Consider the following 23,321-nt stretch of genomic DNA (forward strand, 5'->3'; position numbering starts at 1 on the left):
CAGTCCGGTTCGAGGGAGCGGACAGAGGACCTGCGGGGGCGAATATGACGGTGAGTGACGGAACTTATGAGAAAATATTGTTGAGCAATACCGTTTGGTGCTACGGTGAATGGCGTCAACAGAACACGGCATCACTTCAGCAGAGGGCATGATGATCGCATACAAGAATTCGCAGACCTGGGCACTGTCCGCACGGTTCGAAGCTCTTGATTGTCGCCCGATGATGCCGATGCTTCCGCCGGAAAGCGGCCGCTGAGACCGCCAGTTCGGCCGGCTGGCAGGGCGGGAGCCGAGGAGGATCTCCTCGCGCTCGAAGCGCCCGCGGCATGCAGATGACGGCTTCGCGCTGAGTTCGACGACCATCTTCTTTGTTGAGCAATAAGCGTTCATGTGGCGGCCGTCCGGCAGACGTTCGGCTGACTCGGGGCTCGCCTCGGACCTGAGCGACTCGCTTCGACGGCACTCGGACCACTGCCTCGCCCCTGTTCCCGGCGCCGAGGCGGTCGCCTCGGCTGCCGGCCCCGGAGGTGACAGCCTCGATCCCGCGGCCGTCTGCGGTCCGAGACCTGCCCCCGCGGCCTCCAGTTCGAGACCCGCGGCCTCCAGTTCGAGACCCGCGGCCTTCAGCGAAACCCCGCCCCGCCGTCTTCAGCGAAAACACCGCCGGTCGCCGCCGACTCGACAGCGCCGCCCGCTGCTTTCGACCCGAGAGCTTCGCCCGACTCGACAACGCCTCGCCGCTGCCCCAGGCACCCGAGCCCGTCGTCGCGGCATCGGCGCCCGCGCTGCCCCACCCATTCCAACCACTGACCTCAGGACACTCATGACCAGCTCCAGCCTGCCCACCACCGATTCGCCTCATCCAGCCGGCACCACGCCTCTCCCGCAGCGACGCACCCGCTTCGCCCTCGCCATGCTGGCGGCGGGTTCCCTGTTCCTCGCCGGCTGCTCGGATTCGGCCGAAGCCGGGACGGATGAGGCAGGCACGCCGCAGCAGGGAGGGATCCTCAAGGTCGCCTACGACACCGACCCGCAGTGCCTCGACGGTCAGCAGGTCGGCTACAACGTCACCCTCAACATCACCCGCCAGATCACGGACTCCCTGACCGATCAGGACCCGGAGACCGGCGAGATCGAACCCTGGCTGGCCGAGTCCTGGGACGTGTCCGAGGACGCGAAGACCTTCACCTTCCACCTGCGCGAGGGAGTGAAGTTCCAGGACGGGACCGACTTCACCTCCGCCTCTGTGAAGGAGAACTTCGAGGCGATCGAGGAGCTCGGGGCCAAGGCTTCGATCGGCCAGACCTACATCGACGGGCTGAAGGAGATCGAGACTCCCGATGAGCGGACGGTGACGTTCACCTTCGACAGACCCAACGCCCAGTTCCTGCAGGCGACCTCGACGATGAACCTCGGCTTCTACTCCTCGAAGACCCTCGAGCAGAGCCCCGAACAGCGCTGCACCGGCGACCTCGTGGGCACCGGACCGTTCGAGCTCACCTCCGTCGAACACAACAAGGCGATCGAGCTGACGCGTTATGACGACTACGACTGGCCGTCCTCGCTGGCCGACCACGACGGACCTGCACACCTCGCCGGGATCGAATTCTCCATCGTTCCCGAGGCCTCGGTGCGCAACGGCTCTCTGCTGTCGGGCCAGGTCGACGTCGACACCTCCGTCCAGTCCCAGGACGAGGCGAGCCTCGAGGCCCAGGGACTGAACATCGTCTCCCGGGCCAACCCGGGCGTCGTGTACAACCTCGTGCCCAAGACCACGGGAGACATCGCCTCGGACAGAGCCGTGCGCAAAGCCCTGAACAAGGGCATCGACCGGCAGCAGCTGACGACGGTCATCTCCGACCATCAGTCCCCGGCCACCTCGGTGCTGGCCGAATCGACGCCGCAGTACGAAGACCTCTCCGATCTGCTCGCCTACGACCCCGAAGGGGCGAAGAGGCTGCTCGACGACGCCGGTTGGAAGACCGGTGCCGACGGAATCCGGACCAAGGACGGCAAGGAGCTGTCGACGACGCTGACCTATTGGCAGGACGCTCCGTTCCTCGAACTGGTCCAGCAGCAGCTGCGCGCCATCGGCTTCGATCTGCAGCTGGAGAAGAAGACGATCGCCGAGGTCACCGCCCTCCAAGCCGAAGGCGAGGAGGAGTTCACCTTCGGCAACCTGACCCGCTCGGACGCCGATATCCTGCGCAACTACTTCGGGGCCGAAGAGCAGAACTCGAACGACCGCGAACCGGGCAGGATCGACTCGGTGCTCGCCCGCACCACCGAAACGCTCGACGAGGACAAACGGAAGGCCGACTTCACCCAGGCGGCGACGCTCATCCTCGACGAGGGCTATTCGATCCCGATCGTCGAACTCGCCGGCATCGTGGGCACCGGCAAGAACGTCCACGACTTCGAGTTCGAAGCCTCCTCGCGCTACCAGCTCTACGACACCTGGCTCGGCGGTGAGCAGTGATGAGTCCGCGCTACCTCGTCTCCCGCCTGGCACAGGGCCTGCTCGTGCTGTGGATCGCGTTCACGCTCAGCTTCTTCCTGCTCTACTGGCTGCCCGGCGACCCGGTCATCACCATGCTCGGCGCCGGGGGAGAGCTGCAGTCCTTCGACCCCGCCGAGGTGGCCCGACTGAGAGCCGAATTCCACCTCGACGAGCCGCTCATCATCCAATACCTCCTCGCCCTCGGCGACCTCGTCCGCTTCGACCTGGGCACCTCGATCCAGGCCGGAACCCCCGTCACCGAGGCGATCGCCGCCGCCCTGCCCTCGACGCTCGCGCTCGCTGCCCTGGCACTGGCGATCGCCCTGGTGACCGGGATCGTCATCGCCGTGGCCGCGACCCTGACCCGCCGTGCCTGGCTGCGCGATATCCTGGCCGGGCTGCCCGGGCTCGGGGTCGCACTGCCGACCTTCTGGGTCGGGCTGATGCTGCTGCAGATCTTCTCCTTCCGCCTCCCGCTGTTCCCCGCTGTGGGCACTGGCACCCCGGCCGCGGTCGTCCTGCCGGCCGTGACCCTGGCCATCCCGCTGGCGGCGATCATCGCCCAGGTCCTGTTCCGTTCGCTGCAGAACGCCTGGGTCCAGCCCTTCGTCACGACCTTCCACGCCTCCGGCTACACCCGGCTGCGGCTGCTGCTGCGACAGGCGCTGCCCGTGGCGCTGCTGCCGACGCTGACGATGGGCGGGGTCCTGTTCGGTCAGGCTCTGGCCGGGTCCGTCGTGGTCGAGAACGTGTTCTCCCGTCAGGGGCTCGGGCGCCTGGCCCAGACCGCGGTGACCGGTCAGGACATCCCACTCGTCCAAGGCATCGTGCTCTTCGCCGCGGCCGTGTTCGTCCTCGTCAACCTCGTCACCGATCTGGCCTACCCGCTGCTCGATCCGCGGCTGCGGGCGGCGACGCGCACGCTCGAGTCCAGAACCGCGACCGCCCCCGCCGAGGCGGCCGACAGCGAAGGCGGATCCGCGAGCCCTGCCGCGTCGACCGTCCGAGGCGAAGGAGTGCGCGCATGAGCCTGGCCACCGAAATCCAGAAGCACTCCCAGGGTGCGACCGGCACGGTCGGGGCCCGGACCGAAACCGGCCCGGGAGCGAACGGCGATCGAGTCTCCGGGATCCTTCGCCGCCTCACCTCGACCGCGTCGCGGCTCGGCCCCATCGGGGCCGTCGCCGTCCTCGCCCTCGCCGCTGCCGCGGCCCTGTGGCCCGGACTGCTCACCGGTCTCGATCCGCTCACCGGCAATCCTGCCGAGCGGTTGCTGCCACCGAGCGCCGACCACCTCTTCGGCACCGACCAGCTCGGCCGCGACGTCTTTGCCCGCACCGTCCACGGTTCGGCCCAGACACTGTCGGCCAGCCTCATCGCCGTGCTCATCGGTGTCGGTGCCGGGGTGCTCATCGGCCTGGTCTCGGGCTTCTTCACCCGGGCCGTCGACGCCATCTTCATGCGCACCGTCGACGTCCTCCAGGCCGTCCCCGGACTGCTGCTGTCGATGGCGGTGATCACCGCGCTGGGCTTCGGCACTCTCAACGTCGCTCTGGCCGTCGGCGTCGCGGCCGTGCCCTCGTTCGCACGACTCACCCGCGCCGAGGTGAGCCGGTGGCGGACGACCGAATTCGTCCGGGCCGCTCGCGCCGACGGGCTCTCCGCCGCCGCTGTCCTCGCCCGGCACGTCCTCCCGCAGGTCAGAGGCCCGATCCTCGCGCTCGTCGCACTCGAATTCGGTTCCGCCGTGCTCGCCGTGTCGGCGCTGAGCTTCCTCGGCTTCGGCGCCCCGCCCCCGCAGCCCGAATGGGGACTGCTCGTGTCCGAGGGCCGCGACTTCCTCGCCGCCGCCTGGTGGATGACGACCCTGCCCGGACTCGTCGTCGCCGCCGTGGTGCTGGCCGCCAATCGTGTCTCACACGCCGTCAACTCCGAGAGGGAATTCCGATGATCCACACCGATCTCCTCGCCTGGCCCTCGGCCGGTGCCGGCACCGAGCTGCTCGACCAGTCTCCGGGCCCCGAGGGCCCGATGTCTGCCGCCCCTGACCCCGGTCCTGCCCCAGCGGCCCCTGTTCCCGCCGCCGAACCCGCCTCCGTCGAGCCCGCCCGTCCGACCGCTGCGGGCCGACGCCGACCGGTCCTCGAGGTCGCGGGACTCAGCGTGACCTACCCGGCCGCGACCGCCCCGGCGGTCGAAGACGTCGACCTGAGCCTGGCGCCCGGGGCCACACTCGCGATCGTCGGCGAATCCGGTTCGGGCAAATCGACCACGGCCGCCGCACTGACGGGACTGCTCCCAACCGGAACGACGGTCGAGGCACGGAGGCAGAGCCACCTCGGCGAGGATCTGATCGGGGCGAAGCCGCGCACCTGGCATCGCATCCTCGGCACCGGGATCGCCTATGTGCCGCAGGACGCGGGCGCCGGACTCAACCCCGTGCGCACGATCGCTTCCGCCCTGACCGAGACCCTGAGCGTCAACGGATTCGCGAAGGCCCAGATCCCAGGCCGCATCGCCGAGGTGCTCACCGCCGTGGGACTGGACCCGGACGTCCACGGGCGGCGCCACCCGCACGAACTCTCCGGCGGGCAGCGTCAGCGGGTGCTCATCGCCAATGCCATCGCCGCCCGCCCCGCGCTCATCATCGCCGACGAACCGACCTCGGCTCTCGACGCGACCGTGGCCAAGCAGGTCCTCGATGTGCTCAGCGGCCTCGTCGCCGAATTCTCGACCGCGCTCATCCTCATCACCCACGACCTCGGGGTGGCGAAGGAGCGCGCCGACGACCTCCTGGTCATGCAGCGCGGCCGCATCGTCGAAACCGGTGAGACCGAACGCGTCCTCGCTCACCCGCGGCACGCCTGCACCCGGGCGCTGCTGGCCGCGGCCCCGCACCTCGGACGGGGCCGTCTGCGACCTCGCCGCGAGGCCGTGCCCACCGGCGACGCGAACCCGGCGACCACGACCGGGACCGATTCGGTGCAGGAATCCGACACAGGATCGGCGCGGGAGTCCGGCACCGCCTCGGCGAGCGGCCCCGCTGCGGTTCTCACCGGCCGCGGACTCGTGCGCGACTTCGGCGGTCAGCGGCCGGCCGTCGACGGTCTCGACATCACGCTGCGGGCCGGTGAGACCGTCGGCATCGTCGGCGAATCCGGGTCGGGCAAGACCACCTCGGCGAGGATCCTGCTCGGGGCCGAGACCGCCGACGGCGGGGAGGTCGCACTCCGCGGCCGGACGCTGGGCGACTTCCGCCGCAAGGACCTCGGGCGCCGGATTCGGTACGTCCACCAGGACTCGAGCGCCGCACTCGATCCGCACTACACGGTCGAGCGGATCCTGACCGAACCCCTGCGCGGCCACCGCATCGGCACCCGAGGGCAGCGGCCGGCGCGGGTGCGCGAGCTGCTCGAGGCCGTCGCACTCGACCACCGGCTGCTCGGCCGGACTCCGCGCGAACTCTCCGGAGGCCAGCGGCAGAGGCTCGCGATCGCCCGGGCGCTGGCCGTCGAACCCGAGGTGGTCATCCTCGACGAGCCGGTCTCCGCCCTCGACGTCGGCGTGCAGGCACAGATCCTCCAGCTGCTCGTCGACCTGCAGGCCCGCCTCGGCGTCGCCTATCTGTTCATCTCCCACGACCTCGCCGTGATCGAACAGATCGCCGACGACGTCATCGTGATGAAGGACGGACGCGTCGTCGAATCCGGACCGACCGCCCGCGTCCTCCACGACAGCCGCCACGCCTATACGCGGGCCCTGATCGAAGCGGTGCCCTGCTTCGACGACTCGGCCGTTCGCCTGACCGCGACCGACCACCCCACCGGTCCCGACCACCCCACCGACGGGCCCGGCACCGCGCTGCCGCACCCCACCGAAACGATCCTGACAGGAGCACACCATGCCTGAGAACCACCCACATCTGCCCGGGCAGCCGCGACAGGTCCACTTGGCCGCCCACTTCCCGGGCGTGAACAACACGACCGTATGGACCGATCCTGCCTCGGGCAGCCACATCGAATTCGACTCCTTCGCCCACCTGGCGAAGACCGCCGAGGCGGGCCTGTTCGACTTCTTCTTCCTCGCCGAAGGCCTGCGCCTGCGCGAACACCAGGGCAGGATCTTCGACCTCGACGTCGTCGGCCGACCCAACACCACGGCCGTGCTCTCCGCGCTCGCCGCCGTCACGCAGCGCATCGGCCTGGCCGGGACGCTGAGCTCCACGTACAACGAACCCTTCGACATCGCCCGCCGGCTGGCCACCATCGACCACCTCTCGAACGGCCGTGCCGCCTGGAACGTCGTCACCACCTCGGACGCCTTCACCGGTGAGAACTTCCGTCGCGGCGGCTACCTCGACCACGCCGACCGCTACCGCCGCGCCGAGGACTTCATCGACGTCGCCCGCACCCTCTGGGACACCGCCGAAGGCGACGGAACCTTCGCCCACAGCAGCGACTTCTTCGACATCGCCGGCAGGTTCCCCACCGAGTCACTGCCCAGCGGCCACCCCGTGATCTTCCAGGCCGGCGATTCGGACTCCGGCCGCGATTTCGCCACCGGATCGGCCGACGTCGTCTTCACCCGACACTCCGACCCCGAATCGGGGCGTAGATTCTACGCGGACGTGAAGTCCCGGCTCGCCCGCTACGGCCGGGCCGAGGACGAGCTGAAGATCTATCCGGGCGTGTCCGTCATCCTCGGCGACACCCCCGCCGAGGCGGCCGAGCACTCCCGCGAGATCGCCGCCGCGCAGGTCAGCGAGGCCGGCGCCATGGCCTTCCTCGAACGCGTCTGGGGCCGTGACCTGTCCGGATTCGACCCGAACGGGCCCCTGCCCGATGTGCCGCCGGCCGGGGAGTCGATCTCCCAGGGCCGGGTCAAGCACATCAAGGACACCGAAGCCACGATCGCGGCCTGGCGCGAACTCGCCGAGGCGGAGAAGCTGACCGCCCGCGAACTGGTCATCCGGGTCTCGCACCGGCACTCCTTCGTCGGCACCCCGCGCCAGGTCGCCCTCGACCTCGCCGAGGCGGTGCGGACGAAGGCCGCCGACGGCTATATCCTCGTCCCCCACCTCACCCCGGGCGGACTCGACGAGGTCGTGGCCCGGGTCGTCCCCGAACTCCAGGAACTCGGGGTCTACCGCACCGAATACCCGGAAGGCTCCCTGCGGGAGAACCTCGGACTGCGACACGCCCGCTCGGCCGCGGACTGGGCCGCGGCGCGGGCCCGGGCCCGGGCGACCGGACCTGCGGCCGAGCTGAAGGAGGTGGGCTGAGATGGCGAACGTGGTTCTGATCTCGGCCAGCCCCGCGGAGCCCTCGAAGACCGAGGCGCTGCTGGAATTCGTCGCACTCCGGCTAAACCAGCACGGTCACCGCACGGAATTCCTCAAGCTGCGGCACCTGCCCGCCGGCCCGCTGCTGGCCGGGGACGCGAACGCGGACCTCATCGCCTCGGCGCGGGCGACCGTCACCGACGCCGATGCCGTCGTCGTCGGGTCTCCGGTGTTCAAGGCCACCTACACCGGCCTGCTCAAGGTCTTCATCGACCTGCTGCCGATGGACGCCCTGCGCGGCAAACCCGTGCTGCCGCTGCTGACCGGCGGATCGGCCGCCCACATCCTCGCCCTCGACTTCGGCCTCAAACCGCTGCTGGCCACGCTCGGGGCCAGCTCGATCGGCCGGGGCCGCTTCGTGAACTCGAACGCCATCCTCCCGGCCACCGAATCGACCCGGCCGCGGATCGACGAAACCGTCGAACTCGACGTCGTCGACGCCATCGACAGGTTCGACTCCGAACTGAGCATCCGGTCCCGGCTCTGCTCCCACGCCGAGGCGGGCGACCCCGCCTCCGTCCTCTCCACACCGACCACGACCGACAGGAACCCCTCATGAGCGTGCTCATCGCCACCACTCTGACCCCCGACCTCCGGACCGGTCCGGCTGCGGCGAAGACCCTCGACGGGCATGCGGACTTCGCGCTCGTCCCCGACGGCTTCGACGGTCTCGACGGCCTCGAATTCGCCTCCTGGCTGGGGCCGCTGACCACGCACCTCGGTCTCGTTCCCGAGGTGCGTGTCACCCACCTGGAGCCCTTCCACACGGCGACGGCCTCGGCGACGCTCGACTATGCGGCCCGCTCACGTGCGGGACTGGCCGTCGGCATCTCCCACACCGCGGCCGAGGCGGAGCTCTTCGGCCGCCGCGAACCCGCCCCAGCTCTCGCCGCTTGGGCCGAAGCCGGTGCGATCATCGACGTCATCCGCCGCCTCTGGGACTCCTGGGACGACGACGCGATCATCCGCGACCAGGCCACTGGCCGCTACATCGACCGCGACCGGCTCCACCGCGTCGGGGCGCAGCTGGAGGACTCGACCGGCACCGAGTACTCGGTGCTCGGGCCCTCGATCACGCCCCGCCCGCCGCAGGGACACCCGCCGATCGCCGTCCGGGCCGAACCGGGCAACGAAGCCGCCCGCGCCGCCGCCGACATCGTCCTCGTCGACGAGGCCGCCGGTGAGATCTCGCTCGAGGACCTGCGCTCCGGACTCGATCCCGCCGTGGCGGTGCTCACCGTTCTGCCCGCGCCCAGGACCCGCGCCGAGGTGGCCGAACTCGTCGGCTCCGTGCGGATCCTCACCGGTCGCGGCGCCTCCGGGATCCTCCTGAGCGTGCCGGCCGACGAGCAGCTCGAGATCAGCGTCCGCCTGGTCTCCGAGATCCTTCCGGCCCTGCAGGCGGCGGGGCTGCGCGAGACCCCGGCGCAGCTGGCCCCCGCCCAGCCGGATCTGCGCACCCGCCTCGGGCTGGGACCGGCCGAGAGCCTCTATGCGCAGGCGTGAGACTCCCGGCGTGGGCGACCACCGCGCCGACCTGAGCTTCATCGGCGCCGGGCCGAAGACCCTGGGCATCCTGCTCGCGATCGCCGCCGGCCAGGACGCCGGGGCCGGGCTGCGGATCCACCTCATCGACCCCTATCCGGCGGGGCCCGGGCGGATCTGGCGAACCGATCAGTCACCGCATCTGTGGATGAACTCGCGCACCGAGGACATCACGATCTTCCCCGATGAGACCTGCCGCCTCGAGCGGCCCGGCATCGAGGGGCCGACCCTGGACGAGTGGATCCACGGGCCCGGCCGGGACCGACTCGCCGCGGCCGGGTTGGGCGCGGAGGCCGCACGACTGGACTCCCAGTCCTTCGCCAGCCGCCGGATCCAAGGCCACTACCTGTCCGCGGCCTTCGAGACCGCGCTCGACCGGCTCGCGGCGGAAGTGGAGATCCACACGGCCCGCGCCGAGGCGGTGCGGCGCAGTGACGACGGGATCGGTTTCGAGGTCACCACGTCCACCGGCACGGTGATCTCCACACGGGTCCTCGTCTCGGCACAGGGACACCTCGACATGCATCCGGCCGCGGAGGACGCCGACCTTGCGGCGCGGGCTGCGGAGTCGGTGCCAGCGGCCGCCTCGGAGGGGGAGCAGGGGACGGCGACCGGCCTTCACTATCAGGCCCCCGGCTACACCGCGGACCTCGACTTCAGCGGAATCCCCGCCGGCGCCGAGGTGCTCACCCGCGGTTTCGGGCTCGCCTTCCTCGACTTCATGGTCATGGTCACCGAGGGCCGCGGCGGTCGGTTCGCGCCGGCGGGCGACGACCTCGTCTACCGCCCCTCGGGCGAGGAGCCCGTGCTGTGGGTCGGGTCCTCGCGCGGCATCTCGTACTGTCCCAAACTCGGCTACAGCCGAGCCGATGTGCCCGGCGCACCCACCGTCGAGCTGCGGTATCTGCGGCACGACCGCCTCGGCGAGGGGGCCCGCCCCGTGGGGGATCGGGCCGGTTCAGGGGACCGAGTCATCGACTTCCGGACGGTGCTCGGCCCGCTGTTCGAACTCGAACTCACCTATGCCCACTACCGACATCTGCTGTGGAAGCGCGACATCGACGCACCCGGTCTGCTCGCCCGCATCGACGAAACGGCCGAGCAGGTGCTTGCGGCCCGGCCGGGGGTCGAAGTCTCGACGGTCCGTGACGCGATCACCGCCTGCGCCCGGGAGGTCGTGACCGATCCGGCCGACCTGTTCGATCTGTCCCGGATCGACCGCCCCTTGGACGATCTGGTCTGCGCGGACCTCGCCACCGCCGAGGCGAAGGTGGCCGAACACATCGAGGACCGTCTGCGACGCAGCGCGGATATGGGCCACTCGGCCGACCTCGCCGTGTTCGAAGCCCTGGTCAAGGCCTATGTCCAGGTGCGTTCCCTGGTCCGCGCCGGAGCCGTGAGCGTCCGCGATCGCACGGAGTTCGTCGAAGCCGGGCTCCACTCGCTGTTCTCCTTCATCGGCAGCGGTCCGCCGCCCTTCCGGGTCAAGCAGATCCTCGCCCTCCACGAGGCGGGGCTCGTCCGCTTCCTCGGCCCCGGACTGAGCATCGAGACGAGCGCCTCCGGATTCACCGCGCGGTCGACGGCCCACCCGCAGGCAAGGACCTTCACTCACCTCGTCGATGCCCGTCTGGCCCGCCAGAGCGCCGAGCGCGCAGCGGACCCGGCCTTGGAATCCCTGCGGGCGAACGGAGGCCTGCGGCTGGAGGATTCGGCGCATGCGAAGCTGCGCACGGACGGCGTCGGGCACGCCCTCGACGCCGAGGGCGCGGTGCAGACCGATCTGTTCCTGCTCGGACCCGCGGTCTCGGGAGCGACGGCCGAGGCATTCAGCCGACCGCGCACAGGTGCCGCGGTCTTCGCCGACAACGAGAGGATCGCCTCGGCGATCCTGGCTTCGGTGATGTCCTCGGCGACGGCGTCAACAACGACGTCAGCGAGGCACGCGGCGACGGCCGGGGCCGCGCAGCGGCAGCTGTTGGCCGGCTGAGACACGGCCGCCTCGGCGGGCCGGGCACCCGCCTCGGCGGGGTGGAAGGGCCGTTTGCGACGAAAGATGACAGCGATCGACGTCATATGACATGCGGTGACCGCGCGTGTCGACCGGCGTGCGCGGGCTGCCGTGGGCGAAGGAGACTGATTCCACCGCAAATGATGCGGTGACCATCAGTGAAGGAAGGATCCGCCGTGAGTTCACCTCGCTTCGAACCCACCACCCCCGCCGGAATCTCGACCCGATCGGTGCATTCGGGAGCCATGCCCGAATCCCACACCGGTTCGGTCGTCGCCCCGATCTTCCAGACCTCGACCTTCATGATGGACACCCCGGGAGACACTCGCGCCGGCTTCGACTACGCGCGCACGGGCACCCCGAACCGCAGCGATCTCGAAGATGCCCTGTGCGAATTGGAGAACGCCTCCTTCGCGGCCGCGGTGAATTCGGGCACCTCGGCCGAGGTCGCGGTGTTCTCGGCGCTGCTGGGCCCCGGTGACGAGATCATCATCCCCCGCGACGTCTACGGCGGCACTTTCCGGCTGCTGAAGAACGAGTACGAACGCTGGGGAGTCCGGATCCGCACCGTCGATCTCACCGACACCTCGGCGCTGGCGGAGGCCATCAATGAGCGGACCGCGATCGTGTGGGTCGAGACCCCGAGCAACCCGGGACTCGACATCGTCGACATCGCGGCCACGGCCCGGCTCGCACACGAAGCGAACGCCGTGCTCGCCGTCGACTCGACCTTCGCCACCCCGATCCTGCAGCGGCCCATCGACCTCGGTGCCGATCTCGTCATCCACTCGACGACGAAGTTCATCAACGGCCACTCCGATGTCATCGGCGGTGCCGTGCTCGCCGGTGACGGCACGAGCTGTGCCCGTGCCGCCGAGGTGATCGAACGGCTCGAGAGCCACCTCGCCTCCGTGGGACTGGGGATCTCGCCCTTCGACGCGTGGCTGACCAGGCGCGGGATCAAGACCCTGCCGGTGCGGATGGCCAAGCACAGTGAGAACGCGCAGACGGTGGCCGAGTGGCTCGAAGGCCGCGACGAGATCGCCGAGGTGATCTACCCGGGTCTGCCCTCGCACCCCGGACACGAAGTGGCGAAGCGGCAGATGAGCGGCTTCGGGGGAGTGGTCTCCCTGCGCACCGACACCGAGGCCAGGGCACTGGCGCTGGTGGCGAACACGAAGCTGATCACCCTGGCCGAATCCCTCGGGGGCGTGGAGTCGCTGATCGACCACCCGGCGACGATGACGCATCTGGCCGTGGCCGACAGCGAACTGAGCATCTCAGGCACGTTCATCCGCCTCTCGGTCGGCATCGAGGACATCGACGACATCCTCGCCGACCTCGACCAGGCGCTCGCCGCCACGGCCGACACCGTCGGCGGCGCGGACTCCAGTGCGGCTGAGGACTCGCGTCGACAAGCACCGGCAGCGCCGCGACCCACCGTTGCTTCGGTGTGATTCGCCAGTAACGGGGTGCTCAGGCAGCACCGCTGCGTGATGCTTCGACGTGATGCGTCGAGTGGGCGCGGTCACTGCCTGTGGGGAAAACCCGACGCAGGCTCGGAGGTCTTCGTGCTGTCAGCGCGAGCGCGACTCCCGTAGCGTAATTGCTATGAGTGAGAACACCCCCGGGAACCCGCAGGATCAGCAGCCGCACGGCGCCGATCCGCTGGAGGCTCAGACGCCCGAGGCCGAGGCGGCTGCCGAGCCCCCGGACCGCGAAGAGTCCTTCAGTGCCGCAGCGATCGTCAACGCCCCGCCGACCACCGAGACCGAAGCCGGTTCGGACCGACCGACACACCACTCGTCGTCACAGACACCGTCGGACGAGGCGCAGTCGCCGACGCGTGCCTACGGGCAGCCGCCCGCCTCGAGTGCCTCCGCATCCCCAGCCGGACAGGACATCCCCGCTGCATCCGGTCCCCAGCCCGGGCAGGACATCCCCGCTGCCCCTGAGCACAACCCCGATGCGCCCGTCGCCGCGACCGGCTCCGGACCGGCCACCCATCGCGCCCCCGGTGCCTACCCCACGGCGGGAGCCCAGCCGGCATACGCGCCCCAGCCCGCGCCCGGACATCCCGCAAGCAGCCCTGGCCCCCAACCGCCCCACGCCGGTCAGCCCGCTCCCGGCCCCCACGCGAACCCCGGCCCCCAAGCGAACAGCCCCGGACCCCCAATCCCGGGCACCCCAGCGCCGGATCCCCAACCCCGGGCACCCCAGCGCCGGATACTCTGCCCCCGGGCACCCGGCCGCCGGCCCCGGACCCCAGCCGGGAATGGCGATGCCGAATCCACGGCCGCCTCGGCGGAAGAAGCCACGCACCGAACCGGTCGCCTACGCTCCGGTCACCGGGTCACTGCCGCTGAGCCGGGATGACGTCACCGAGATCCCGGCCGACGGCCCGATCACCTGGCCCAAGCGCTCCACCGGCATCATCGGGGTCGCGAACCTCGTGGCCTCGGCCGTGCTCGCCGTGATCTGGGCGTGGATCCCGCTGGGCCTGCTCTTCACCGGCATCGGCGGAATCTTCGCCCTCGGACTCGGAGTGCTCGCCCTTCTCGTCTGGGTCCTCGTCCAGCAGGGCGCGAACATCGTCGAACGCTACCGATCCGAACTCGTCTACGCGGACAGGATCCCTGTGCCGAAGATCGAGAGCAGCAACCGCGAACCCGGGTTCGGCCGGTTCCTCCACAACCGCTGGCTGCAGGTGAAGTCCGGAGCCTTCTGGAGGTCGACGGCCCATCACTACATCAAGATGGCCTTCGCCGCGATCATCGTCGGCGGGACACTGGCAGGCATCTGCGGATCGATCCTCGGCATCTTCGCCGCCGTCAACCCGCACGGCGTCAACACCTTCTTCATCGGCGACAACATCGCCGAATCCGCCCGACTCGGAGTGGCCATCGGCTCGGTCATCGTCCTGGCCAGCTCCGTGGCCATCCTCTGGTTCGCCCCGATCCTCGATCGAGCCCTGGACCGTGCGCTCCTGTCGCCGGCGCGCACCGTCGCCCTCCAGGCCGAGGTGACCGAGCTCGATCGGGCTCGGATGGCCGGCATCGAGGCCGCGGCCGCCGAACGGCTGCGCATCGAACGCGACCTCCACGACGGAGCCCAGCCCCGCCTCGTGGCCCTGACGATGACCTTGGGGATGGCGAAGTCGAAGGTCGACTCCGACCCCGAACGCGCCAAGGAACTCGTCTCCGAGGCCCACGCCGAGGCCAAGGGCATCGTCACCGAACTGCGTCAGCTCGCCCGTGGCATCCACCCGGCCGTGCTCACCGACCGCGGACTCGACGCCGCCGTCTCCGCCCTGGCCGGCCGGTCGACCATTCCCATCGACGTCGACGTCCGGCTCGAGGGACGGATCGGGCGGGAGGCCGAAGCCGTGTCCTACTTCGTCGTCGCCGAGTGCCTGACGAACATCGCCAAGCACTCCGGAGCCACCCGCGCCAGCGTCTTCATCGCCCCGATCGAGACCGGCGTCCAGATCGTCGTCACCGACAACGGCCAGGGCGGGGCACGCGTGGACCGGACCGGTCGGCACACCGGCATCGCCGGGCTCATCGACCGCGTCGAGGCCGCCCGTGGCACACTGAACCTGACCAGCCCCGCAGGTGGGCCGACGACCGTAGTTGTGGAGGTGCCATGCGCATCGTAATCGCTGAAGACTCTGCCGTTCTGCGTGCCGGACTCGAACGGCTCCTGACCGATGCCGGGCACGAGATCATCGCCGCCGTTCCCGACGCCAACGAACTGCTGGCCACGGTGCACAACGATCCTCCGGATCTCGCGGTCATCGACGTGCGCATGCCCCCGACGTTCACCGACGAGGGCATCCGCGCAGCGGTCCTCATCCGCAAACAGAACCCCGACGTCAAGGTCCTCGTGTTCAGCCAATACGTGGAAGAGCAGTACGCCTCCGAACTCATCGCCGAGAACACCGGCGGATTCGGCTACCTGCTCAAGGACCGAGTCGCCGATGTCGAGGACTTCCTCGACGCCGTCGACGAGGTCGCAGGCGGCGGCACCGTGCTCGACCCCGAGGTCGTGTCCCAGATCCTCGTCCGGACCCGGAAGAAGGACGGGCTGTCGACCCTGAGCCCACGTGAGCTCGAAGTCCTCCAGCTCATGGCCGAAGGCAAGTCCAACGCCGCGATCGCCAGAATCCTCTACCTCAGCGCCGGAGCCGTTGAGAAGCACATCAGCTCGGTGTTCACGAAGCTCGGCCTCACCGCCGACACCTCGGACAATCGCCGAGTCCTCGCCGTCCTCACATTCCTCGGAGCCTAGAATGCCTGCCACAGTTCGCATCAGCGAAACCGCTCGACTCGGTCTGCGCTCGGTCCTCATCATCCTCGCCGCTGTCGTCCTCCTCGTGCCCATCATCGTCACCACCGCCCACGGGGCCTCCCGCCTCGACTACGGCAGGGTCGAGGCGAACGAGGCGCTGCCGAAGGCGATGAAGGAACTGAAGATGAAGCTCAACGGGGGCGCCGCCGTCGACATCAAGACCGCCGATGTCGACGAACCCACCGTGAAGCTCACCGCCACCGGCCCGCGCGACAGCTCCCCCGGCCTCAAGGTCGGCAGCAGGGGCGAGACCGCCGAGGTGACCGTGGGCGAGCGGACGAAGCTCGAGAACACGCGGATCACCGTCACCGTGCCCGCGGCCGTCTCCAACGATCTCACGCTCGACTTCGCCGGCGACTACGGCACATTCGACGTCGACGGCGACTTCGCCGGGATCACCGCCGACACCGACGGAGGAACCCTGAACATCGACGGCTCGGCCGAACAGGTGCGGACCTCCACCGACTGGGGCGCAACCTACCTCCGGGGCACCTTCGGCACCGTGGAGTCGACGACCGAGGTCGGTGCGCTCGAGGGCGAGGCGCTCACCATCGACGACCGCATCGATGCGGTGACCACGACCGGGACACTCGAACTCGACTTCACCAATGATGCGATCCCCGCCGGCGGCATCGTCGCCAAGACCGAGGAGGGCCCGATCGAGCTGAGCCTGCCGAACCTCGACATCGCGCAGGAGAACATGGCCGCCGAGGCGAAAGAAGGCGACGGAGAGACGGAGGAGGTCGAGGACTTCTTCTACCGGATCAACGCGAAGTCGAATGACGGCAGCGTCGACCTGGCCTCCGACCTCGACGAATACGATGCGGCCAAGAACCCGCAGGAGGCCGAGGGCAAGAAGCTGGTTCCGGTCTCGGCCACGGCCGACACTGGTATGGTCACCATCACCCAGAACTGAGCTGTGACCGGCGCACGGGTGGGCTCGACGTCGGGTCCACCCGTGCGGCGTGTGAGAGGACGTGCGCCATGCAGATCACCGTCTACGGAGCCACCGGAACCTTCGGCCGCCGACTCGTATCCCAGCTGCACGAGCGCGGGCACACGACCATCGCCGCACATCGCGGCAGCGGGGTCGACACCGTGACCGGCGAGGGCGTCGCCGAGGCGGCCGAGGGCAGCGATGTCCTCGTCGACTGCGTCAACCGGATGACGATGGGAGCGGACCGGGCCATCGACTTCTTCTCCCGCAGCTCGCGATCGATTGCCCTGGCCGCGGCCGACCTGCCGGAGGCCTCTCTGGCCTGCCTGTCGATCGCCTTCCGCCCCGAGGTCGGTGAGTCGAAGCTGCTCGGCTACTACCAGGCCAAGGCCATGCAGGAGCGCATCTACCGTCGCCTCGTCCCGGCCGATCGGCTGCTGATGTTCCGCTCCGCCCAATGGTTCGAACTCGTCGACTCGATGACGTTCGCGCTCGGTCCGCTGCGCTTCGTGCCGAAGATGCGCGTACAGGCGCTGGCCGCGGCCGAGGCGGCCCGGATGATGGCCGAGGCCATCGACGCCGGCGAACACGGAACCATCGAGGCAGCCGGTGCCGAGATCAGCGACTTCGCCGCGATCGCCGAAAGGATCGCCCGGGAACGGGCCAGGGCGGCAGGGGATGCGAAGGCCCCGAAGGTCATCGGCGTGCCGCTGCCCGGACCGACCGCCGGCGACGGGCTGATCCCCGATTCGCCGCGTGTGTCCGAGACCGGCCTCGACGACTGGCTGCGCACACCCTGAGCCCGGTCGGACTCCACGCGGTATCCTCCAATACGGAGGTGCACATGGATTGGATGGAATACGGCCTCAACGGAGCCGACGCGATCAGAGTCGTGATCTCCTGCATCGCCTTCTACTTCGGAATCATTCTGCTGCTGCGCATCTTCGGCCAGCGCACCCTGGCGAGCCTCTCGAGTTTCGACCTGGCCGCGATCATCGCCATGGGGGCGATCATCGGCCGCGCCATCCTCGGTGACACACCGACCCTCGGCGCGGGAACTCTGGGCCTGGCGACCCTGCTCATCCTGCAGGCGCTGAGCGGGGTCGGTCGTCGCTTCGGAGTGATCCGCGCCGTCGTCAACTCCCCGGCTGTCGTGCTCATGGCCGGTCGGGAGATCCTGTCCGACAACCTGTCGCGGACCCACGTCGACCACGCCGAGGTCATCGCGAAGCTGCGCTCGGCCGGGATCCGCAACCGCGACGAGGTCGCCTGCGTGATCCTCGAATCGACGGGTCAGATCAGCGTCATCCGGCGGGGTGCGCCCATCGCCGAGGAGATGCTGACCGGAGTCATCGGAGCCGAACGGGTCCCTCGCGAGGGCTGAGCCCCGACCACGATTCAGCCGAGGCCGAGCAGCTTCGCCCCATTGGTCCACAGCACCGAACGCATCCAGTCGTCGCCGAGGCCCAGACCGGCCAGACCCGAGATCTGATCGACATACGGGTAGGGGATGTTCGGGAAGTCCGAGCCGAGGATGATCCGATCCTCGAGCCGGGCCAAGCGTGCACGGTAGGCCGGCCCCACCTCGGCGGGGGAGCTGAAGTACCCGGAGGCGAACATGGTCGTGTCGAGGTGGACGTGATCGTAGGCCTCGACGAGATCGGCGAAGGCATCGTATTCGGGCATGCCCATATGGGCGATGACCAACCTGAGGTCGGGGAAGCGCTCGAGGACGTTCGCCACCGCCTGCGGGCCGGTGTGCTTGCCCGGCAGAGGCGCGGAGCCGGCATGGATGACGATGGGCGCCCGCGCCCCTTCGAGCGCCTCCCAGGCGGGGTCGAGCACCCGATCATCGGGAGAGAAGGCCCCGACCTGGACGTGGACCTTGAACAGCTGAGCTCCGGCGGCCAGGGCGGCGGGCACGTAGTCGGCGGATTCGGGCTCGGCGTAGAGGGTCCCGCAGTGGATGACGTCGTCGTGGGCGGCGGCGAACTCGGCGTTCCAGTCGTTCAGCCATGCGGCCATGCCGGGTCTGTGCGGGTAGGTCAGCGCCGGGATCGCGCGGATGCCGAGCTCGCGGACGATGCGCAGCCGCGTGTCAGTGTCGAACCGATAGGTGATCGGCCAGTCCCGGCCGTAGTTCTTCGCGGCATCGTCGAAGTACGCCCAGACCTTGTCGAGCACGTTCTGCGGGAGGAAGTGCACGTGGATGTCGGCCAGCCCCGGCAGACCGAGGGCCTCCAGGTAGGCGGGGATCTGCGCGTCCGAGCGCGGGGGAGCGGTCATCGCGGCGGCATCGTCGGAGTCGATCATGGTCCCACTCTATGACTCAACCCCGGGCACGGGCGGGGCGAATCGGATCGAGGACGGTCGGACCGAGGCCGATCGGTCCGAATCGGACCGAGGCCGAGCCGGTGACGGTTCCGTCTTCAGCGCGCGTGGATGACTGCGGCATAGACTGCCCGCATGACGCTGAGCGATCCGTACCCGATCACCACCCCGGCCGAGGTCGCGCCCGTGGGCCGAGGGCCGTTCTGGCAGCCCGGCGACATCGTGACCTGGACGTTTCGGCGCTTCGACTTCGACCGCGACCTCGCCGAGGTGACCCGGCCGATGCGTGTCATCACCGACGGTCCCGACGGTGCCGCCCTGTGGTTGGCCGGCGGTGCCCGGACCGGGGAGACGCGCATCGTCGGATGGGAGGGGACCGACCCGCACGATGTTCCGCTCAGGGCCCGGTTCCGTCCCCTCGCCGAGGCACCGACGCGGATCAGGGTCGACGGGGCCTGGCGCGGACGCGGGGTGCTCAAGATCGTCCCTGCCGAGGTCCCGTTCTCCGTGTGGGTGCTGCTCAAGGACGACGCTCCGGGCCCGAGCGGACCGGGCGGACCGAGCGGACCGAGCGGCGCAGGCGCGAGGCCCTCAGGCGTGCGCGCCGAATGGTACGTCAACCTCGAGGCCACGCACCGCCGCACCCGGGACGCACTGTTCACCAGCGACCACATCCTCGACATCACCTTCCCCGTGCCCACGTTGCCTCTGCACGCCGCGGACGGTGGGCTCGATGCCAGCGGTGCGGTGTTCAAGGATGTCGACGAACTCGCCGCGGCCGCGAACTTCGGGGCCTGGCCGGTCGAATGGTCGGAGACCATCAGAGCCAACGGCGCCCATCTGCTCGAGCACCTGGACGACTACAGCTGGGCGTTCGACCCCGCGTGGGAGACCACGGCCCGTGCCCTGGCCGATGAGGCCCCGCCCGATACAGCCCAGCCCGAAGAAGCCCAGGGCGATCGGGAGGCCCCCGCAAGCGTGCGGCAGGAGGCGCAGAATTCGGGCCATCGGGAACATCGTTCGATCCCGAGCGGTTGCTATGACAGACAGTTCCGATGATCCGAAGACCCGGACCGGCGAGGCCGGCCCCGCACCGAACGCAGAAGAGCCGATGAAAGGAACCGTGCCATGACGACCAACCACAGGATCCGCCTGAATTCCCGCCCCGTGGGCGCGCCCACCGAGGAGAACTACCTGCTCGACGAGGTGCCCGTGCCCTCCCCGGGCGAGGGCCAGGTGCTGCTGCGCACTCTCTACCTCTCACTCGATCCGTACATGCGCGGACGGATGTCGGATGCGAAGTCCTATGCCGCACCCGTCGAGGTCGGCGATGTCATGGTCGGAGCCACCGTGTCCGAAGTCGTCGAATCGAACGCACACGACTTCTCCACCGGCGACATCGTCCTCGGCTACGGCGGTTGGCAGGAGTACTCGGTGGAGACGACCGGGCACCTGCGCAGGATCGATCCCGAGCTCGCACCGATCAGCACTCACCTCGGCGTGCTCGGCATGCCCGGCTTCACCGCCTATGCGGGACTGCTCGAGATCGGCCGGCCCCAGCCCGGCGAGACCGTGGCCGTAGCCGCCGCCACCGGTCCCGTCGGCTCCGTCGTCGGCCAGATCGCGAAGATCAGGGGTGCGACCGCGGTCGGCATCGCCGGCGGCCCGGACAAGGTCGCCCACCTGCGTGAACTCGGTTTCGACGTCGCCCTGGACCACCGAACGGGCAACCTGCGGCAGGAGCTGAAGGAGGCGGTGCCCCAAGGCATCGACGTCTATTACGAGAACGTCGGCGGGGACGTCTTCAACGCCGTGCTGCCGCGGCTGAACACCTTCGCTCGCGTGCCGGTGTGCGGACTCGTCGCCAACTACAACCTCACCGAACTGCCCGAGGGGCCCGACCGCTCGGGTGCGCTCATGGGTCACATCCTCACGAAGTCGCTGCTGGTCAGAGGCTTCATCCAGACCGAATTCGCCGGTCGGCTCACCGATCAGTTCCTCACCGATATGAGCGGCTGGCTCAAGGAGGGCAAGGTCCGCTACCGCGAGGACATCCGCCCCGGTCTGGACAGGGCTCCCGAATATTTCAACGACCTGCTCACCGGCGGCAACTTCGGCAAGATGGTCGTCGCCGTCGGCGCGGAGGGCTGAGGGGCGGCGATCCCTCAGCTCCCCGCGGGCTCGAGACTCGGAGTCAGGCCCAGTCGAGGCCAATCGCTGAGGTCCCGCAGGAGCTGACGGTCGTGAGTCGAAGCCACCACCGCCGCCGAGGTGGCCCGCAGCGCCTCGGTGAGCTCGTCGACCAATGAGATCGACAGATGGTTCGTCGGCTCGTCGAGGAGCAGCAGGTGCGGCCGCGCGGACAGCGCCAGTGCCAGATCCAGGCGTCTGCGACGACCTGACCGACGGTCCGCCGATCGGTCGTCGACATCTCCTGTTCGGCGATGCCGAGTGTGCCGATTCTGCTCACCTGCCCCTCATCGGGCGGCAGGGCCCGGACAGGATGTGCAGAAGGGTTGATTTGCCGCGGCCGTTCTCGCCGACGACGGCGATCCGCGAGGTGGGGGTGGTGGGCACGGTGGTGTTCCTCTGATGCGGCGTGCCGGTTCGCACCACCGGCGAGGTGGTGTGAGCACGCGGAAGCGGTGGCCCGTGAGGCCATGACGACGTGACCACCGCAGCCTCGTCAAGCGCAGTCGACGAGGGGCGGCGGTTCGTGGTCGCCCTCAGAGGAAGAACAGATGCATATCGTGATCATATCAAGGCCGCATTCGTCGGAGCAGGGCTCTCGCCCGTGCCCGCCGAGTGCGGAGAGTACTCGACGACGGGGAACGAATTCCGCACGATGGTCCGCAGATCCGACAGGCTCGCGTCGGGGGAGACCTCACCGACCGCGCGGGCTTGGATGAGGAGGTTGCCGATGGCGGTCGCCTCGACGGGTCCGGCGATGACCGTCCGGCCCGTGCGCTGGGCCGTCAGCCGACATAGAAGTGCGTTCTGGGAACCTCCGCCGACGATGTGGATGGTCTCGACGCTCACCCCCGTCAGCGCCTCGGCGGCGTCGATGGTCTGCCGGTAGGCCTCGGCCAGGGACTCGAGGATGCTGCGGACGACCTCCGCCTGTGCCGTCGGCGGGCGCAGACCGTGCTCGCGGCACCAGTCGGCGATGCGGCCGGGCATATCGCCGGGCGGGGTGAAGCGCTCATCGGAGGGGTCGAAGATCGGCACTTGACCGGTGACGGCCTCGGCCTCGACGAGCAGAGTCTGCAGGTCCGCGCTGCGCTGGGCATCGGTGGCGTTGTGGTGCCAGTGGCGCATCGATTCGCTCAGCAGCCACAGCCCGGAGACGTTCTTGAGGAAGCGGACGGTCCCGTCGACGCCGCCCTCATTGGTGAAGTTCGCCTCCCGGGCCGCGTCGGTGACGACCGGTTCATCGAGTTCGAGGCCGACCAGGGACCAGGTTCCGCTCGAGATGAACGCGGAGTCCTTCGAAGCGAAGGGGACGGCCACCACCGCCGAGGCGGTGTCATGGCTGCCGACGGCCGTGACCTTCACCGGCCTGTCGGCTCCCAGACGCTGAGTCGCCGAGGCGGTGAGTTCACCGATCGTCTGGCCCGGTTCGACGAGTTCTGCCAGCTGGCAGCGATCGGTGCCGGCCAGTTCGAGCAGCTGCCGATCCCATGTTCTCCGGTCCAGACCGAGCAGTCCGGTGGTCGAGGCATTGGTCGCCTCGGTGCGGGCGGTGCCCGTGAGCCAGTAGGCGATGAGGTCGGGGACGAGCAGGATCCGGTCGGCCGCGTCGAGGAGACCGGACTCGGACTCGGCGGCGAGCTGGAACACCGTGTTGAAGTCGAGGTGCTGCAGACCGTTGCGGGCGAACAGTTCGGCCGGGTCGATGCGCTCGTGGACGAGAGCGACCCCGCGTGCGGTCCGCCGGTCACGGTAGTGGTGCGGCAGTCCGATGAGCCGCCCGGCCCGCAGCATCCCGTAGTCGACGGCCCAGGAGTCGATGCCGATGCTGCGCAGTTCGGCAGCGCTGCGCACCGCCTCCCGCAGTCCGTCCTCGAGCGCGGCATAGAGCGCCGTGATGTTCCAGTACAATCCCTCGGCGGGAGCACTCTCAGCCGCGCTGTCGCGGTCCGTGGGCGCTGCCTCGGTGAGGTGGAGCGGAGCATTGGGGAACCGGGCGATGTGCTTCATCTTCAGCACGCCGCCGTCGACTCCGCCGAGGATCACCCTCCCGCTCGTCGCTCCCAGATCGACAGCGGCGAGGGTCAGCGGTGATTTCGTCGTGTCCATCATGACC

21 protein-coding genes are annotated in these 23,321 nt (G+C 69.4%); 17 read left to right on the forward strand and 4 right to left on the reverse strand.

All coding sequences use genetic code 11. The features are described 5' to 3' along the window. Nucleotides 1-823: 823 nt before the first annotated feature. From IG171_RS18080 to IG171_RS18150, 15 genes are all read left to right on the forward strand, one after another. Nucleotides 824-2,479, forward strand: coding sequence for an ABC transporter substrate-binding protein (locus IG171_RS18080; protein WP_212128696.1), 1,656 nt, complete (start codon nucleotides 824-826; stop codon nucleotides 2,477-2,479). Further along, on the forward strand, nucleotides 2,479-3,528 hold the full coding sequence (locus IG171_RS18085) for an ABC transporter permease (protein ID WP_212128697.1): 1,050 nt from the start codon (nucleotides 2,479-2,481) through the stop codon (nucleotides 3,526-3,528). Before IG171_RS18080 ends, IG171_RS18085 begins: the two co-directional genes overlap by 1 nt. Next, nucleotides 3,525-4,451: an ABC transporter permease gene (locus IG171_RS18090; protein WP_212128698.1), complete on the forward strand. Its 927-nt coding sequence runs from the start codon at nucleotides 3,525-3,527 to the stop codon at nucleotides 4,449-4,451. The genes IG171_RS18085 and IG171_RS18090 overlap by 4 nt, the downstream gene beginning before the upstream one ends. Continuing rightward, a complete protein-coding gene (locus tag IG171_RS18095) occupies nucleotides 4,448-6,409 on the forward strand; it encodes an ABC transporter ATP-binding protein (RefSeq protein ID WP_249203809.1) in 1,962 nt (653 codons plus the stop codon). The genes IG171_RS18090 and IG171_RS18095 overlap by 4 nt, the downstream gene beginning before the upstream one ends. Beyond that, nucleotides 6,402-7,781 carry an NtaA/DmoA family FMN-dependent monooxygenase gene (locus IG171_RS18100; protein WP_212128699.1) on the forward strand — a complete coding sequence of 460 codons (1,380 nt, stop codon included), beginning with the start codon at nucleotides 6,402-6,404 and terminating at the stop codon, nucleotides 7,779-7,781. The genes IG171_RS18095 and IG171_RS18100 overlap by 8 nt, the downstream gene beginning before the upstream one ends. 1 nt (nucleotide 7,782) lies before the next feature. Further along, entirely contained in the window at nucleotides 7,783-8,400 is a 618-nt protein-coding gene (ssuE, locus tag IG171_RS18105) for an NADPH-dependent FMN reductase (protein WP_212128700.1), read from the forward strand. Continuing rightward, entirely contained in the window at nucleotides 8,397-9,347 is a 951-nt protein-coding gene (locus IG171_RS18110; protein ID WP_212128701.1) for an LLM class flavin-dependent oxidoreductase, read from the forward strand. Before ssuE ends, IG171_RS18110 begins: the two co-directional genes overlap by 4 nt. A 10-nt stretch (nucleotides 9,348-9,357) precedes the next feature. Then, the gene (locus tag IG171_RS18115) at nucleotides 9,358-11,376 is read left to right on the forward strand and encodes an FAD/NAD(P)-binding protein (protein WP_212128702.1); all 2,019 of its coding nucleotides are present in this window, start codon (nucleotides 9,358-9,360) and stop codon (nucleotides 11,374-11,376) included. Nucleotides 11,377-11,642: 266 nt separating this feature from the next. Next, complete coding sequence (locus tag IG171_RS18120; RefSeq protein WP_212131779.1) at nucleotides 11,643-12,854, forward strand: aminotransferase class V-fold PLP-dependent enzyme; 1,212 nt, start codon at nucleotides 11,643-11,645, stop codon at nucleotides 12,852-12,854. Nucleotides 12,855-13,008: 154 nt separating this feature from the next. Continuing rightward, on the forward strand, nucleotides 13,009-13,773 hold the full coding sequence (locus tag IG171_RS18125; protein ID WP_212128703.1) for a hypothetical protein: 765 nt from the start codon (nucleotides 13,009-13,011) through the stop codon (nucleotides 13,771-13,773). Then, the gene (locus tag IG171_RS18130) at nucleotides 13,679-15,055 is read left to right on the forward strand and encodes a histidine kinase (protein ID WP_249203811.1); all 1,377 of its coding nucleotides are present in this window, start codon (nucleotides 13,679-13,681) and stop codon (nucleotides 15,053-15,055) included. The genes IG171_RS18125 and IG171_RS18130 overlap by 95 nt, the downstream gene beginning before the upstream one ends. Continuing rightward, a complete protein-coding gene (locus IG171_RS18135) occupies nucleotides 15,043-15,687 on the forward strand; it encodes a response regulator transcription factor (protein WP_212128704.1) in 645 nt (214 codons plus the stop codon). The genes IG171_RS18130 and IG171_RS18135 overlap by 13 nt, the downstream gene beginning before the upstream one ends. A 1-nt stretch (nucleotide 15,688) precedes the next feature. Further along, nucleotides 15,689-16,663: a DUF4097 family beta strand repeat-containing protein gene (locus IG171_RS18140; RefSeq protein WP_212128705.1), complete on the forward strand. Its 975-nt coding sequence runs from the start codon at nucleotides 15,689-15,691 to the stop codon at nucleotides 16,661-16,663. Nucleotides 16,664-16,731: 68 nt separating this feature from the next. Then, nucleotides 16,732-17,484 (forward strand): hypothetical protein, encoded by a 753-nt coding sequence (locus tag IG171_RS18145; protein WP_212128706.1) that lies wholly within the window; start codon nucleotides 16,732-16,734, stop codon nucleotides 17,482-17,484. A gap of 44 nt (nucleotides 17,485-17,528) precedes the next feature. Continuing rightward, a complete protein-coding gene (locus tag IG171_RS18150; protein ID WP_212128707.1) occupies nucleotides 17,529-18,068 on the forward strand; it encodes a YetF domain-containing protein in 540 nt (179 codons plus the stop codon). A gap of 14 nt (nucleotides 18,069-18,082) precedes the next feature. Here the strand turns inward: IG171_RS18150 and IG171_RS18155 are convergent, their stop codons facing one another. Continuing rightward, nucleotides 18,083-18,997 carry an amidohydrolase family protein gene (locus IG171_RS18155; RefSeq protein WP_249203813.1) on the reverse strand — a complete coding sequence of 305 codons (915 nt, stop codon included), beginning with the start codon at nucleotides 18,995-18,997 and terminating at the stop codon, nucleotides 18,083-18,085. A 153-nt stretch (nucleotides 18,998-19,150) separates the two neighbouring features. Here IG171_RS18155 and IG171_RS18160 point away from each other — a divergent pair, with 153 nt between their 5' ends. Continuing rightward, nucleotides 19,151-20,074, forward strand: a complete 924-nt coding sequence (locus IG171_RS18160) for a DUF402 domain-containing protein (protein WP_212128708.1) — start codon at nucleotides 19,151-19,153, stop codon at nucleotides 20,072-20,074. 69 nt (nucleotides 20,075-20,143) lie between these two features. Further along, a complete protein-coding gene (locus IG171_RS18165) occupies nucleotides 20,144-21,166 on the forward strand; it encodes an NADP-dependent oxidoreductase (protein WP_212128709.1) in 1,023 nt (340 codons plus the stop codon). 14 nt (nucleotides 21,167-21,180) lie between these two features. Here the strand turns inward: IG171_RS18165 and IG171_RS19225 are convergent, their stop codons facing one another. The 3 genes from IG171_RS19225 to IG171_RS18175 all read right to left on the reverse strand — a co-directional run bounded on the left by IG171_RS19225 (nucleotide 21,181) and on the right by IG171_RS18175 (nucleotide 23,317). Continuing rightward, nucleotides 21,181-21,399 carry an AAA family ATPase gene (locus IG171_RS19225; RefSeq protein ID WP_349252160.1) on the reverse strand — a complete coding sequence of 73 codons (219 nt, stop codon included), beginning with the start codon at nucleotides 21,397-21,399 and terminating at the stop codon, nucleotides 21,181-21,183. An 82-nt stretch (nucleotides 21,400-21,481) separates the two neighbouring features. Next, entirely contained in the window at nucleotides 21,482-21,592 is a 111-nt protein-coding gene (locus IG171_RS19230) for an ATP-binding cassette domain-containing protein (protein WP_249203814.1), read from the reverse strand. 177 nt (nucleotides 21,593-21,769) lie between these two features. After that, nucleotides 21,770-23,317 (reverse strand): rhamnulokinase family protein, encoded by a 1,548-nt coding sequence (locus IG171_RS18175; RefSeq protein ID WP_212128710.1) that lies wholly within the window; start codon nucleotides 23,315-23,317, stop codon nucleotides 21,770-21,772. Nucleotides 23,318-23,321: the final 4 nt, after the last annotated feature.

It is taken from the genome of Brevibacterium sp. SMBL_HHYL_HB1, assembly GCF_018208375.1.
In the GTDB taxonomy this organism is placed as follows: Bacteria; Actinomycetota; Actinomycetes; order Actinomycetales; family Brevibacteriaceae; genus Brevibacterium; species Brevibacterium intestinavium.

Coding starts and splice junctions, on each gene's coding strand:
- IG171_RS18100 (WP_212128699.1), top strand. CDS start 6,402: ATGCCTGAGAACCACCCACATCTGCCCGGGCAGCCGCGACAGGTCCAC.
- IG171_RS18175 (WP_212128710.1), bottom strand. CDS start 23,317: ATGATGGACACGACGAAATCACCGCTGACCCTCGCCGCTGTCGATCTG.
- IG171_RS18095 (WP_249203809.1), top strand. CDS start 4,448: ATGATCCACACCGATCTCCTCGCCTGGCCCTCGGCCGGTGCCGGCACC.
- IG171_RS18145 (WP_212128706.1), top strand. CDS start 16,732: ATGCAGATCACCGTCTACGGAGCCACCGGAACCTTCGGCCGCCGACTC.
- IG171_RS18120 (WP_212131779.1), top strand. CDS start 11,643: ATGCCCGAATCCCACACCGGTTCGGTCGTCGCCCCGATCTTCCAGACC.
- IG171_RS18135 (WP_212128704.1), top strand. CDS start 15,043: ATGCGCATCGTAATCGCTGAAGACTCTGCCGTTCTGCGTGCCGGACTC.
- ssuE (WP_212128700.1), top strand. CDS start 7,783: ATGGCGAACGTGGTTCTGATCTCGGCCAGCCCCGCGGAGCCCTCGAAG.
- IG171_RS18110 (WP_212128701.1), top strand. CDS start 8,397: ATGAGCGTGCTCATCGCCACCACTCTGACCCCCGACCTCCGGACCGGT.
- IG171_RS18130 (WP_249203811.1), top strand. CDS start 13,679: ATGCCGAATCCACGGCCGCCTCGGCGGAAGAAGCCACGCACCGAACCG.
- IG171_RS18090 (WP_212128698.1), top strand. CDS start 3,525: ATGAGCCTGGCCACCGAAATCCAGAAGCACTCCCAGGGTGCGACCGGC.
- IG171_RS18155 (WP_249203813.1), bottom strand. CDS start 18,997: ATGATCGACTCCGACGATGCCGCCGCGATGACCGCTCCCCCGCGCTCG.
- IG171_RS18085 (WP_212128697.1), top strand. CDS start 2,479: ATGAGTCCGCGCTACCTCGTCTCCCGCCTGGCACAGGGCCTGCTCGTG.
- IG171_RS18160 (WP_212128708.1), top strand. CDS start 19,151: ATGACGCTGAGCGATCCGTACCCGATCACCACCCCGGCCGAGGTCGCG.
- IG171_RS18165 (WP_212128709.1), top strand. CDS start 20,144: ATGACGACCAACCACAGGATCCGCCTGAATTCCCGCCCCGTGGGCGCG.
- IG171_RS18140 (WP_212128705.1), top strand. CDS start 15,689: ATGCCTGCCACAGTTCGCATCAGCGAAACCGCTCGACTCGGTCTGCGC.
- IG171_RS18080 (WP_212128696.1), top strand. CDS start 824: ATGACCAGCTCCAGCCTGCCCACCACCGATTCGCCTCATCCAGCCGGC.
- IG171_RS18150 (WP_212128707.1), top strand. CDS start 17,529: ATGGATTGGATGGAATACGGCCTCAACGGAGCCGACGCGATCAGAGTC.
- IG171_RS18125 (WP_212128703.1), top strand. CDS start 13,009: ATGAGTGAGAACACCCCCGGGAACCCGCAGGATCAGCAGCCGCACGGC.